The organism is Methylocystis borbori (genome assembly GCF_036576025.1).
Lineage (GTDB): Bacteria > Pseudomonadota > Alphaproteobacteria > Rhizobiales > Beijerinckiaceae > Methylocystis > Methylocystis borbori.
In genome coordinates, this window is record NZ_JAZHYN010000011.1 from 15,750 (window position 1) to 28,593 (window position 12,844).

The 12,844-nt window shown below is 64.5% G+C and carries 16 protein-coding genes; 8 read left to right on the forward strand and 8 right to left on the reverse strand.

Going from position 1 to position 12,844, the window contains the following annotated elements; translation table 11 throughout:
* The first annotated feature begins 163 nt into the window (after nt 1-163).
* Nucleotides 164-823, forward strand: a complete 660-nt coding sequence (locus V3H18_RS05500) for a peroxiredoxin (protein ID WP_332080949.1) — start codon at nt 164-166, stop codon at nt 821-823.
* A 29-nt stretch (nt 824-852) separates the two neighbouring features.
* The gene (locus V3H18_RS05505) at nt 853-1,890 is read left to right on the forward strand and encodes an MBL fold metallo-hydrolase (protein ID WP_332080950.1); all 1,038 of its coding nucleotides are present in this window, start codon (nt 853-855) and stop codon (nt 1,888-1,890) included.
* Between the two features lie 12 nt (nt 1,891-1,902).
* Here the strand turns inward: V3H18_RS05505 and ruvB are convergent, their stop codons facing one another.
* Nucleotides 1,903-2,940, reverse strand: coding sequence for a Holliday junction branch migration DNA helicase RuvB (gene ruvB / locus V3H18_RS05510; protein ID WP_332080951.1), 1,038 nt, complete (start codon nt 2,938-2,940; stop codon nt 1,903-1,905).
* Nucleotides 2,941-3,006: 66 nt separating this feature from the next.
* Between ruvB and V3H18_RS05515 the strand changes: the two genes are divergently transcribed.
* Nucleotides 3,007-3,591, forward strand: coding sequence for a Uma2 family endonuclease (locus V3H18_RS05515; RefSeq protein ID WP_332080952.1), 585 nt, complete (start codon nt 3,007-3,009; stop codon nt 3,589-3,591).
* Between the two features lie 13 nt (nt 3,592-3,604).
* Here the strand turns inward: V3H18_RS05515 and ruvA are convergent, their stop codons facing one another.
* From ruvA to V3H18_RS05540, 5 genes are all read right to left on the reverse strand, one after another.
* Nucleotides 3,605-4,222, reverse strand: a complete 618-nt coding sequence (gene ruvA, locus V3H18_RS05520) for a Holliday junction branch migration protein RuvA (protein ID WP_332080954.1) — start codon at nt 4,220-4,222, stop codon at nt 3,605-3,607.
* Entirely contained in the window at nt 4,219-4,593 is a 375-nt protein-coding gene (locus tag V3H18_RS05525) for a M26 family metallopeptidase (RefSeq protein WP_332080956.1), read from the reverse strand. The genes ruvA and V3H18_RS05525 overlap by 4 nt, the downstream gene beginning before the upstream one ends.
* On the reverse strand, nt 4,593-5,093 hold the full coding sequence (gene ruvC, locus V3H18_RS05530) for a crossover junction endodeoxyribonuclease RuvC (protein WP_332080957.1): 501 nt from the start codon (nt 5,091-5,093) through the stop codon (nt 4,593-4,595). The genes V3H18_RS05525 and ruvC overlap by 1 nt, the downstream gene beginning before the upstream one ends.
* Before the next feature lie 58 nt (nt 5,094-5,151).
* Nucleotides 5,152-6,408: a dicarboxylate/amino acid:cation symporter gene (locus V3H18_RS05535; protein ID WP_332080959.1), complete on the reverse strand. Its 1,257-nt coding sequence runs from the start codon at nt 6,406-6,408 to the stop codon at nt 5,152-5,154.
* Nucleotides 6,409-6,575: 167 nt separating this feature from the next.
* On the reverse strand, nt 6,576-7,016 hold the full coding sequence (locus V3H18_RS05540) for an iron-sulfur cluster assembly scaffold protein (protein WP_332080961.1): 441 nt from the start codon (nt 7,014-7,016) through the stop codon (nt 6,576-6,578).
* A gap of 258 nt (nt 7,017-7,274) precedes the next feature.
* On the opposite strand from V3H18_RS05540, the gene folE reads away from it, so the two are divergent.
* The 4 genes from folE (at nt 7,275) to V3H18_RS05560 (ending at nt 10,048) form a co-directional block, all read left to right on the forward strand.
* Complete coding sequence (folE, locus tag V3H18_RS05545; protein WP_332080963.1) at nt 7,275-7,904, forward strand: GTP cyclohydrolase I FolE; 630 nt, start codon at nt 7,275-7,277, stop codon at nt 7,902-7,904.
* On the forward strand, nt 7,901-8,314 hold the full coding sequence (gene hisI, locus V3H18_RS05550) for a phosphoribosyl-AMP cyclohydrolase (RefSeq protein ID WP_332080964.1): 414 nt from the start codon (nt 7,901-7,903) through the stop codon (nt 8,312-8,314). The genes folE and hisI overlap by 4 nt, the downstream gene beginning before the upstream one ends.
* Before the next feature lie 158 nt (nt 8,315-8,472).
* Nucleotides 8,473-9,471: a patatin-like phospholipase family protein gene (locus tag V3H18_RS05555; RefSeq protein WP_408631763.1), complete on the forward strand. Its 999-nt coding sequence runs from the start codon at nt 8,473-8,475 to the stop codon at nt 9,469-9,471.
* 181 nt (nt 9,472-9,652) lie between these two features.
* Complete coding sequence (locus V3H18_RS05560; RefSeq protein WP_332080966.1) at nt 9,653-10,048, forward strand: hypothetical protein; 396 nt, start codon at nt 9,653-9,655, stop codon at nt 10,046-10,048.
* A gap of 80 nt (nt 10,049-10,128) precedes the next feature.
* On the opposite strand, the gene V3H18_RS05565 is transcribed toward V3H18_RS05560, so the two are convergent.
* On the reverse strand, nt 10,129-10,560 hold the full coding sequence (locus V3H18_RS05565; protein ID WP_332080967.1) for a CBS domain-containing protein: 432 nt from the start codon (nt 10,558-10,560) through the stop codon (nt 10,129-10,131).
* A 57-nt stretch (nt 10,561-10,617) separates the two neighbouring features.
* A complete protein-coding gene (locus tag V3H18_RS05570; protein WP_332080968.1) occupies nt 10,618-11,319 on the reverse strand; it encodes a rhomboid family intramembrane serine protease in 702 nt (233 codons plus the stop codon).
* A gap of 381 nt (nt 11,320-11,700) precedes the next feature.
* Here V3H18_RS05570 and V3H18_RS05575 point away from each other — a divergent pair, with 381 nt between their 5' ends.
* Nucleotides 11,701-12,606 (forward strand): outer membrane protein, encoded by a 906-nt coding sequence (locus V3H18_RS05575; RefSeq protein WP_332080969.1) that lies wholly within the window; start codon nt 11,701-11,703, stop codon nt 12,604-12,606.
* The last annotated feature ends 238 nt before the right edge of the window (nt 12,607-12,844 follow it).

The window sequence follows — 12,844 nt, forward strand, 5'->3', positions numbered from 1 at the left end:
GGATGGATTTTCTATGGAATATGACGGGCGGAGGCCACGGCGCGTCAGTTCTTGATCTAAGGCACGAAAGTCGCATCATAGGGCGACCACGCCCCTCCGATCCCGGAGGGAGACCCGCCCGCGAGGCGAGGAAACGAATAAATCATATCCGAGGAGGTCTGACATGTCTTTCCAGATTGGCGACATCGCGCCCGATTTCGAAGCCGAAACCACCCAGGGAAAGATCAAATTCCACGACTGGATCGGCGATTCCTGGTGCATTCTGTTCTCCCACCCCAAGGACTTCACGCCGGTTTGCACGACCGAACTCGGCTACATGGCCAAGCTCGAACCGGAATTCGAGAAGCGCAACGTCAAGGTCATCGGCTTGAGCGTCGATCCCGTCGACAATCACGCGAAATGGGCGGCCGATATCGCCGAGACGCAGGGCGCGACGCCGCATTATCCGATGATCGGCGACACCGATCTGAGCGTCTCCAAGCTTTACGGCATGCTGCCGGCGGCGGCCTCGGGCGACGCCAGCGTCCGCACGCCCGCGGATAATCAGACGGTCCGCAACGTCTTCGTCATCGGCCCCGACAAGAAGATCAAGCTCATCATCGTCTATCCGATGACGACGGGCCGCAATTTCGACGAGGTGCTGCGGGTGATCGACTCGCTGCAACTGACCGCGAAGCACAGAGTGGCGACGCCGGTGAATTGGAAGCAGGGCGAGGACGTGATCATCGCCGGCTCCGTTTCCGACGAGGAAGCGAAGACTATCTATCCGGATGGTTGGAAAGCGCCGCGGCCTTATCTCCGCATCGTTCCGCAGCCGCGGTAAGGCGGTCCGGCGCCTGAGAGGGGCGTCCGTTGATCTTTCGCCAATTGTTCGACAGCGTGTCCTGCACTTACAGCTATCTTCTGGCCGGGGAGCATGGCGGCGAGGCGCTGATCATCGATCCGGTGCTCGACAAGGTCGAGCGCTATCTTCAATTGTTGCGCGAACTCGACGTGCGGCTCGTCAAGGCCATCGATACGCATACGCATGCCGACCACCTCACGGGGCTGGGGGCGCTTCGCGACCGCACGCATTGCATAACGGTGATGGGGGAGCGAAGCGCCGCCGACGTCGTGTCGATGCGCGTCTCCGAGGGAGACCGCATCGATATTTCTGGCGTGCGGCTCGACGTTCTCTACACGCCGGGGCACACGGACGATTCCTATAGTTTCACGATGGCCGACAGGGTCTTCACCGGCGACACGCTGCTCATTCGCGGCACGGGCCGCACTGATTTCCAAAACGGCGACGCGCGCGCCGAATATGAGTCGATCTTCGGAAAGCTGTTGAAGCTCCCGGATTCGACGCTCGTCTATCCCGCCCATGACTATAAGGGCGATACGGTGAGCGCCATCGGCGAGGAGCGCGCCCATAATCCGCGCCTGCAGGTCAAATCCGTCGAGGAATATATCGCGCTGATGGACAGCCTGCATCTGCCCAATCCGAAAATGATGGATGTGGCGGTGCCGGCCAATAGACATATCGGCCTGCATCAGGAAGAAATCGCGCGGCGCGGCTGGTCGTTCGCGCCGCAAGAGGCCTTCGATATTGTCGGCACGCCGTCGACGGCGCTCGTCGATCTGCGCGAGGCGCATGAACGGGAGATCCAGGGCGTCATCCCCGGTTCGCTCCATATGCCTTATGGCGAATTGGAAGAGAATATTCGCGCAGGCGGCTTGCTGCATGAACTCGCCGTCGCCACGGGCAAGCAGATCCTATTCTATTGCGCCTATGGCGAGCGTTCGGCGATGGCGGTCGAGGCGGCGCAAGCCGCAGGCCTCGCCGCCGCCCGCCATATAGAGGGCGGTCTCGACGCCTGGAAAAAGGCCGGCGGCCCGATCGCGCATTAACTTAATGCGCGGCTAGTCTCCTTCTTCTTCAAACAGTCCGAATTGCGCGACGGGCCGCGCCGGCTCGGCGAGGCCGAGATGACGGAAGGCGTGCGGCGTCAACAGGCGTCCGCGCGGCGTGCGCTGCAGGAAGCCCTGTTGCAGCAGAAAGGGCTCGATAATGTCCTCGATCGCGTCGCGCGGCTCGGAGAGCGCGGCGGCGATGGTCTCGATCCCCACCGGTCCGCCCCCAAAATTGACCGCGACCATTTCGAGATAGCGCCTGTCCATCACATCGAGGCCGATGGTGTCGACTTCGAGGAGCGACAGCGCGCGGTCGGCGAGTTCGCGCGTGATCGACGCCGCGTCTTCCACCACTGCGAAATCGCGCACGCGGCGCAGCAGGCGCCCGGCGATGCGCGGCGTGCCGCGCGAACGCCGCGCGATCTCGCGCGCGCCCTCAATGCTCATGCCGACGCCGAGCACGCGCGCTCCGCGCTTCACGATCAGCTCCAGCTCCTCGGCCGTATAGAAATTGAGCCGCACCGGTATGCCGAAGCGGTCGCGCAGCGGCGTCGTCAACAGGCCGGCGCGCGTTGTGGCGCCGACGAGCGTGAAACGGGCGAGGTCGATCTTCACCGAGCGCGCCGCCGGGCCTTCGCCGATGATGAGATCGAGCTGGAAGTCCTCCATCGCCGGGTAGAGGATTTCCTCGACCGCCGGATTGAGCCGGTGAATTTCGTCGATGAACAAAACGTCACGCGGTTCGAGATTGGTGAGTTGGGCGGCGAGATCGCCGGCCTTGGCGATCACGGGGCCGGAGGTCGAGCGGAAATTGACGCCGAGTTCGCGCGCGACGATCTGCGCCAGAGTCGTCTTGCCGAGCCCTGGCGGGCCGACGAGCAGCACATGGTCCAGCGCATCCTTGCGGGTCTTCGCCGCCTCGATGAAGACCCGCAAATTGGCGCGCGCGGCCTCCTGGCCGGTGAAGTCGGCGAGCGCCAGCGGGCGGAGCGAGGCGTCCGAATCGTCTTCGCGCCGCTGCGGGCTGATGAGGCGGGCCTCCGCCATGGCCGGTCGCTCTTCTCCTGCGCGGGCGCGCGCGCCGTGCTATGATGCGTCAAACGGAGCCGCGCCGTGAATCGCCCGTCCTCGCAATATGAGTATATGTCCCTCGACGATTTCGAGGAACTTCTGGCCGACAAGCCCGCCGACGAGAAATGGGAGCTGATCGGCGGCCGCGTCGTGCGCATGATGGTCGGCGCGCGCTGGGAGCACAACCGCATCTGCCAGAATATCTCGACCGCGATGATGAACGTCTTCCGCCGCGGCGGGTCCGATTGCCGGCCGTTCCAGGAGACCTTTTGGCTCAAGGAGCGTCTGCTCGATCTTGCCTGTTTTCCAGATGTGATGGTGCGCTGTGGGGCGCTCCCGCCTGATACGATCTCGATCGACGATCCTGTCGTCCTGGTCGAGGTGGTCTCGAAAGGCTCCGCCCAGCGCGACCGCTGGGAGAAATGGGGCCTTTATCAACGCCTCCCGTCGCTTCAGCATTATGTGCTGGTCGAGCGGGATTATCTTGCGGTCGACGTTATCGACCGCGTCGAGGGCGGCTTCTTCGAACGTCCGAGACTGGGCGTAATCGGCGACGCGCTTCGCCTGCCGGCGATAGAGTTCGAAATGACGCTCGCCGAAATCTACCGCGACGTGATCGCGGCCTAACCTGCGTCCGAACTCACCCCGCAAGTTCGCGAAGGCCCTGCCGGATCAGCGCGCCGGTCTCGGCGTTCTCTCCCAGCGCCTTGAGGCTCGCGGCGACGGCGGCGGTGGCCTGCGGGCGGCCATAGCCGAGATTGACCAGCGCCGAAATCGCGTCCCGCGCCGCGGCGGGCGCGCCGCTGTCGGGCTCCTCGCCCGAAAGCCGCGCCACGGCCGGATCGACCGCGCCAAAGGCGGGCGCCTTGTCCTTCAGCTCGGCGACGATGCGCGCGGCGAGCTTCGGCCCGACGCCCGGCGCGCGCGCGACCGCCGTCTTGTCCTGCATGGCGATGGCCGTGGCGAGGTCGCTCGCCGGCAGAATGGAGAGAAGGGCGAGCGCGACCTTGGCGCCGACGCCCTGCACGCTCTGGAGCAGGCGGAACCAGTCGCGCTCGGCCTCGCTCGCAAAGCCGAAAAGCCTGATCGAATCCTCGCGCACCTGGGTCTCGATCGCGAGCGCGGCGGCTTCCCCCGCGCGCGGCAGTCTTTGCAAGGTTCGCGTCGAGCAATGCACGACATAGCCGACGCCGTTCACGTCGAGAATGACGTAATCCTCGCCATAGGAGTCGATGAGGCCCTTGAGCTTGCCGATCATGGCCGTTCGGGGCAGCGGGCGAAAACCGCGCTTTTCGATCCGTCGCTCCAGACGATTTGCAGCCCGGCGGCGTCGACGATCAGCGTGAAGCTTTCCTTGCGCGGCTGGACAGACTCTTCGCCGAAGCACTTCGACGACGTCGCCTGATAGACCGCGCGTCCACCCTTGTTTTCCGTCTGGTCGTAAGAGACGTCCTTGCAGGAAAACGTCGGCAGCACGGTCTCCTTCGCCGTGACGGTGACGAAATAATCCTTCGCCTTGCAGCTTGCCGCGTCGATGGCGTAGCGGCCGGCGGGCGTATCCTTGTCTACCGAGGCCGCGTGGATCGGGGCGGCGGCAAGCGCCGCAATGATGGCGAGGGCGCGCCGCATCAGCCGACAGCCTCGCGCAGGGCGCGATGCTGCGCATGGCAGATCGCCACCGCGAGCGCGTCGGCGGCGTCCGCGCTCGTCGCGGCGCTCAAAGGCAGCAACACGCGCACCATCATCTGGACCTGCGTCTTGTCGGCGTGGCCGGCGCCGACGACGGTCTTCTTCACCAGATTGGCGGCATATTCGGCGATCGCGAGGCCGGCGAGGGCAGGGGCCGTCAACGCCACGCCACGCGCCTGCCCGAGCTTGAGCGCGGACTGCGGATCGCGATTGACGAAAGTCTCCTCGATCGCCGCTTCCTGCGGCGTATGGTCGGCGATGACGCTCATGAGTCCCTCATGCAATTGCCGCAGCCGCTCGCCCATATCGAGCCGCACGTCGGGGCGCAAGCGCCCACAGGCGATGAAGGAGAGCCGCGAACCCTGCGCCTCGATGACGCCCCAGCCGGTGTTGCGAAGGCCGGGGTCGATGCCGAGAATGCGAATCGGGGCAGGCGTCATGGGGTGCGAGCGTAAGCGGAAAGAGGCGTGGGGGCGAGCCTCTGCCGCATCTATCTTCTCAGGGCGGTAACGTATTCGGCCGCTCGCGGGTTTTGCCATCTAGCAGACAGCTGACCGTTACGTCGCCCATGACGTTGATGGCTGTCCGACAGCGGTCCAAAAACCAGTCCACGGTAAAAAGCATGGCGATGTAGTCGGTGGGCAGCGCCACAGCCTTGAAGACCATGGTCATCGTCACCAAACCGGCCTCTGGAATGCCGGCGGCGCCGACCGATGCGACGACGGACGTCGCCACGACGATGAACTGCTGGCCCAGCGTCAACTGCATGCCCAGCAATTGCGCGACGAACAACGCCGACATGGCTTCATAGAGCGCGGTGCCGTCATTATTGAAATTCGCGCCCACGAGCGCCCCCATGCTGGCGGACTCTTCGCGCAGCCCCACATTTTCGCGCAGGCGCGCGTAGGTCACCGGCATCGTCGCGGTGGAGCTGCCGGTCGAAAAAGCCATCACCAGCGCATCGCGCACGCCCCGCAGCACATGGAGCGGCGGCGCCCAGGAGCCCAGTCGCACGCGAATGAGGTAGTAGCCGGCTTGCAGCGTCAGCGCCGTGAGCACAGCGACGACGAAGCCCCCCAAAGCGAAAAAATCTTGAAAGCCCTTCACGCCGACGATGCTGGCGACGATGCCGAACACGGCCAGCGGCACGAGGTCTATGATCCAGTGCAGAATCGTAATCAGGCTGGTCAGCGCCACGTGAACCAGGTCTTCCACGGTGCGCACCTCGTGATGGCGCACGCTTCTCAGGGCGACGCCCAGCGCCACCGCAATGAAAATGACGCCCATCACCGCGCCATTGTCGGAAAATGGCCCGCCGATGCTCTTGGGCACGCTGTCCAGGAATTGGGCGAGGGGATCTGCGCCAACGGTGGGTTTGGCGGGCGTATGCGCCGGCGCCGGGTTCGACCACGAACCGGCTTGAAGGACATTGGCGACAAGGAGGCCGATGCCGATCGCCACCAGCGTGTTCGTCAACAGCAGCGTCGCCAGCCGCAGCGCCTCCCGGCCGCCAAGATGCGCGCGCATCAGCGCCTGCACAATCGCGAGCAAAATCAAGGGCGGCGCAAGCGCCCCCAGGAGCCGCAATACGAGCCTGGCAGGCGTCTCAAGCGCCGCCGCCTGTTCGCCGAGCAGGACGCCGACGGCGAGCCCCAGCGCCACGGCTCCGAGGATGCGCAGGTAGAGGGGCGTCGCGCGCCACCAGCCCAGCGCTCCCAGGCGGTCGGCCGCCTGTTCCGCATGTTGTGAGGTCAACCGGGACGACCCTTGTCTTGACGCGGCGACTGTTATTGAGCGCGCGTCTGATGCGACAGGCAAAGCTTGTCCAGCCTTTTCAGCCTGCGATCAAGCCTGCGCTGCGATCGCGGCTCAGGCGCTCGCCCGACTTTCATCGGCGGTTTGGGCGAGGCGCGCCGCCAGGCTCAAGTGGCCTCCTGCGCCGCCTCCGCTTTCGCCGCCGCGTCCGCCACCGCATCAAAGGCCAGCATGATGGAGCCATGGCGCGCTTTATAGTCGCGCGCGGGCTCCAGAACCGCGAGATCCGCCCATTTGCCGGCGGGCGGCGGGCCGTTCTCCTTCAGCATCTTGCGCAGCGCGTCGCGCGCCTCGCGCAGCTCCTGCGGCGTCGAGCCCATGACATTGCGCGCCATGATGGAGGCGGAGGCCTGGCCGAGCGCGCAGGCCTTCAACTCATGCGCGTAATCCGCCACCTTGCCGCCCGCGAGCTTCAGATCGACGGTGATGGAGGAGCCGCAGAGCTTCGAATAGCCCGTCGCGGTCCCGTCCGGCGCCGCGAGCCTGCCGAGGCGCGGAATATTCCCGGCGAGTTCCAGAATGCGTTGATTATAAATGTTATCGAGCATTTCCGGGACGACTTTCAAGCGAAGGCCTTACCTTCGCCAAGGTAAGACTCTATATAGGATTTCGCGGCGCTTGGCGGAAGCGGCGGCGGCGCGCGGGGAGCCCTTGAAGCTCCCGTAAGTCTCGAATTCTCGCGTGATCTCGAAACCATCAGGAGAGGGCGACGATTTGAGGGATCGGCCTTGCACGCTTCGTGCAAGGCGGCCAGACGGCCGGCGCGCCTTCGCAGGCGGCCGGCGATTGTTAGTCGGAGGCGCCACATGGATGACGTGGTTAAGACCTTTCCCCTTTCTTCGTTCGAACCGCCCCGGAAGATCGAACGTCCCAGCCGCGAGGAGGCGGAGGCCGCCGTACGCACGCTGCTGCGCTGGGCGGGCGACGACCCGGATCGGGAAGGCCTGCGCGAGACGCCGCGCCGCGTGGCGAGGGCGTATGAAGAATTCTTCAAGGGCTATCTGGAGAGCGCCGAGGACGTGCTCTCCACGGTCTTCGAGGAGGTCGAGGGTTACGACGACCTTGTGCTCGTTCGCGACATTCCCTTCACGTCGCATTGCGAGCATCACGTCGTTCCCTTCGTCGGCAAGGCCCATATCGCCTATTACCCCCTCGCCGGCGTCGTCGGCCTCTCCAAGCTAGCCCGGCTCGTCGAGGTTTTCGCGCGCCGACTGCAGACGCAGGAGGCCATGACCGCGCAGATCGCCGCGGCGATCGACGAGGCGCTCGCGCCGCGCGGCGTCGCCGTCATGGTGGAGGCGGAGCATATGTGCATGTCCATGCGCGGCGTGCAGAAGCAGGGCTCGTCCACCGTCACCATGCAATTTTCGGGCGTTTTCCGCGATAACGCGGCGGAGCAGGCGCATTTCTACACGCTCCTGCGCGGCGCGCGATGAGCGCGCCGGCTGAAAAACGCGAATTGGAGGAGGGGGTTGTCTTCGCCCCGAAATTCGACGTGAACGGCCTCATCGTCTGCGTGACGGTCGAGGCCGCGACGCGCGAAGTGCTGATGGTCGCCTATATGAACCGGCTCGCGCTCGACAAGACGATCGAGACCGGCTTCGCGCATTACTGGTCGCGCTCCCGCCAGTCCTTATGGCGTAAGGGCGACACTTCCGGCCAGACGCAGAAGGTCTTGTCGCTTCAGATCGATTGCGATCAGGACGCGCTGCTCCTCGCGGTCGAAGTCGGCGGCGACGGCAAGGCTTGCCATACCGGACGCAAGTCCTGCTTCTACCGCGCGCTCGATCCCAATGGCGCGCTGGTTTTCACGCATGACGGGCGCTCGCCCGCGCACGATGGCTGAAAGTTAACTTATCGGCCACTTTCTGAGCGCAGCCTCTGCTCCAATATAGCCAGATGAACTTGGCGGGGAGACAGTGGGTCAGGCAGGGCGTTATGTTGCAGCTCCTTAAACGCGACCTTCAGGATTCCGATGCGCGCAACGCCATCGCGACGACGGAGATGACGACGACCGAGCCGGAGGCCCCGCCCACCACCGTCATTCGCAAAGCCGATTCGGACGCCAAACGCGAGCGACGCGGACAACCCACCATCGGGCTCGCGCTCGGCGCCGGCGCGGCGCGCGGCTGGTCGCATATCGGCGTGCTGCGCGAACTCGCCGCGCATGACATCAAGCCCGACGTGATCGCGGGAACGTCGATCGGCGCGGTGGTTGGCGGATGCTATGCCGCCGGCAAGCTCGACCAGATCGAAGCCTTCGCCCGTTCGCTCACCAAGCGCCGCGTCTTTACCTTGATGGATCTGTCCTTTTCAGGCGCGAGCCTCATCGCCGGCGAACGTCTGCGCGCGGCGCTCGAAAAGGAGCTCGACGGCGTGACGATCGAGGAGTTGCCGATTCCCTTCGCCGCGGTGGCGACCGAGGTCGGCACGGGGCATGAAGTCTGGCTGCAGCGGGGCTCGCTGCCTTTGGCGATTCGCGCGTCTTACGCGCTGCCGGGGCTCTTTGAGCCGGTGCGCATCGGCGACCGCTGGCTCTTTGACGGCGCGCTGGTCAACCCCGTGCCCGTCACCGTCTGCCGCGCGCTCGGGGCCGAATATGTGATCGGCGTCAATGTCACCGCCGACACCATGTATCGCGCGCGCGTCATTCGCGACGACCCGGCGCTGCCCGCCCGGCCGCCATCCGCGGCGCCCTTCGGCGAGAAAACGGACTTTTCCTTCGTCGACCGCTTTCTCCCGCGCTATTTCGACCGTCAGCCGGACGACGCTCCCAATGTCGCGACCGCGATGATCGACGCCTTCAACATCATTCAGGACCGCATTCTGCGTTCGCGCCTCGCGGGCGACCCGCCTGACGCGACCATCACGGCGCGGATGGAGGAGGTCGGCATGTTCGACTTCCACAGGGCGGAACAGCTCATCAAGGTCGGAAGCGAGGCGACGAAGCGCGCCTTGCCGAACATTTTCGCGCATATTCCCATGCCGGGCGTGGGCGCCTGACGTAAAAAGGCGAATATCGCTTCCAGTCGTCTTTTCTGTATCCTCGCAACCGCTTCTATATCCTTAGATATGTTGCGGGCGGCCGCTACGCGTCTTAAACCAATACAAAGCGCGGCGTTTTAATCAGAATGATTTCGCTGCGGCCCGGCGATTTTAGTGAAAACGATTTGGAGGAATGATCATGCGCGTGATTCTATTTCTATGCGCCGCGGCGTTGAACTGCTCATTGTTTGCGCCGGCGTGGGCGGAAGATAAAGCAAACGCCGCTCCCAAGGTCCGACAGCTTGCGGGGGTGGGCGTGGCAGGCGCCGAAGACCTGCCGCCGCGATTCTCCGTAACCTTCACACAGGCGGAATTTCCGCAATTTCTCGCCGATCCCGCCGCGGGCTTGGAAAAACTTGGATATAAGGCCGACCATGTGACGGTCAGCGTCAGGGACAGCGTCTGGATTCCCAAGGAACGGCGATGGGGCGGGGCGAAAATATTGAGGGATTTGCCGCCGGCGCAAAGCTGGGAATGGCTGTGCGGTTATGAAGACGAGATGTGCGTCTGTTATCCGGTGCTGAAGATGCAGTGAGCCCGCGCGCGGCGCGAATCCAAGCGCGCGCGGTCAATGTCTCGCTGACCCGCGGTCTATCGTCTTCACGCCGGCAGGCGTTAGGCCTGCGCGATATATTCGCGCATGGAGCGGTGCTCTTCCTCGATCACGCGAATGCGGTATTTCACCACGTCGCCGATTGAGACGAGACCCACGATCTGTCGCTCCCGAATCACCGGAATGTGGCGGCGCCGCTCCACCGTCATGAGGCGCATGGTGTGCTCGACGGCGTCGTCCTCGCGCGCCGAGGCGGGATCGGTCTGCATATAATGCGAGACGGATTGCGTCAGCGCGTCGGCGCCTTCCAGCGCGATCGCCGATACGATGTCGCGCTCGGCGATCAGTCCTCGCAGCGCGCCGCGGTCATCCAGGACGACAAGCGCGCCGATGCCGTGACGCATCATCAGCGCAGCCGCCTCGCGCAGCGAAATGTCGGCGCAGGCCGTCACGACGTCGCGCCCCTTCTCGGCGAGTATGTTTGAAATCGTCATATGCGCCCTCCTTTCATGTCACCCGACGGTTCAGCTCTCGCCGCTGGGCCGACGAGTTCAAAAGGCGCGTCGAGCCCCGCGGTCGAACAAGCTGAAGCAGAGCAGTCCGAACAGAAACCCTCCGATATGCGCCTCCCAGGCGATGGCGCTCGAGGCGCCGGCCGCCTGCGGAAAGGCGCCAAGCAGGAAATTCACCCCGAACCAGGCGAGAAGGAAAAGGACCGCTCGCCTGTTCGAGCGCAATTGCATCAGCGAAATAGAATCGGAACCCTCTTCGTCGGTCGAGAAAGGCTCCCGTCGGCGCTCCGCCAGCCTTCCGCCCGGCGTAAAGGCAAAACGCACGATCGCGCCCATCGTTCCGGAAATCGCCGCCGAGGCGCCGACGACAGGCGCGATGTCGTAGGGATGAAAGGCGAGAAACAGCAAAGCGCCGCAAAAGGCGCTCGCGGCGAGAAAGGCGAGATAGGGGAGGGCGCCAAATCGGCGCTCGACGGGAGAGCCGAAGGCGGCCAGGGAGAGGGCGTTGACGATGAGATGCGTCCAGTCGCCGTGGAGAAAGGCGTAGGCGACCATCGTCAGATAGGCGCCCGCTCCGCCCTCCAGCGTCACGCGCGCGGGAATAAAGGCGAAGGTCTCGAAAAGCCAGTTGGCGAGCGGCGCCGGCCCATAGGCGACGACAAGCTGCATCGCCGCGAGAAGGACGATGAGGTTCATCGTCACGGGCGGCAGATTGAATATTTTCTCTCGTTCCGCGCGCACATGTCCTCCGGGTCATTGACGCTCGCGGCGCGACGCGGCGCGCAGGCGTGGATTCGGGCGACAGTCTAGCCCAATGACGCGGCGCCCGCGGCTCTATTAAAGGGCGCTGCAGCGCTTGCGCTTTTCGCCGGGAGCCGATGCAGGGATCGGCGGATAGAACGCTCAAATTCGATAATCGGAACATGGCGAAGCCGCGCTTCTGTGGCGCCGGCGCCACACCCTCGGGAAATGTGCTTTCGCCTTCCGTGAATCTCCTGGTTTCGCGTTGACTGTGTGCGCCGCCCACTGCTTGATTGCGCCTACAGCGAGCGATCGCTTGGGGTTCACAAACAGCAGTTCCGGCGAAATGTTTTCGCCTCCATCCAGGCAATGAGGATTCAGATGAAAAAGATACTTGCCGCCATGGCATTGGCGCTGACGGCCGGGACGGCTGTGGCCGCCGATCTTCCGCACTACAAGGCGCCCTTGCCGCCGCCCCCGCCGCCTCCGCCGCTGTGGACGGGCTTCTACGTCGGTCTGAACGCGGGCGGCACCTGGGGCAACAGCAACAACATCACCACGTCCGCGTGGGGACTGACCAACAACGGCTCCCCCGGCGGCACCGAAGCGCTTCCCTTCTCGGCGGCGCTGGCCAATTCGACGCTCGGCACCAACAACAGCGGCTTCATCGGCGGCGGTCAGATCGGCTACAACTGGCAGTTCTACAATAGCTTCGTCGCGGGCGTCGAAGCCGACATCCAGGGCATCGCCGGCAACAGCAACCGCGTTTCGTCGGTCGCCTTCGGCAATACGACGATCAACGGTCCGTTGCTGAGCTCGGCGACCGGCTCCAAAGCCCTCGACTATCTCGGCACCGTCCGCGGCCGTCTGGGTTGGCTGTTCACGCCCACGCTGCTCATCTACGGCACCGGCGGCCTCGCCTATGGCGGCGTCAACGTCAACAGCAGCATCTGGCAGCAGTTCACCGTCAACCCGCTCGGCAACGTCGGCAACCCGTATTTCTCGGCGGGCACCTTCTCCGACACGCGCGTCGGCTGGACGGCTGGCGGCGGCGTCGAGTGGATGTTCTGGCCGAACTGGTCGGCGAAGGTCGAATATCTCTATTACGACCTTGGCAATGTGACCTTCAGCCAGGGCGTTCTGGCGAACGCCAACACCGGCCCGGGCGTCGGCTTGTTCACGGCGGTGGCTCCGGTCACGCGGACGCGCTTCAGCGGCAATATCGTCCGCGCCGGCCTGAACTATCACTTCAACTGGGGCGCGCCCCCGGTCGTCGCCAAATACTGATCGACCGACTAAGTCGCATCCTGGAAGCCCGGCCCAAAAGGCCGGGCTTTTTCTTTTGGCTCTCGGCGCGCAAAAAGCTCTGCAAAAAAGGAACGGCGCGCCTCCAAGGGCGCGCCGGCTCGTCGGATCGACGGCCATCCAGGATCGGCCGCCTTCTTAAATATTTTCTAGCTCAGGCGTTTACGAGCGCCGTGATGGCGATCGTCACAGCGGCGGCGGCGGCGAAAATCGAAAGAAT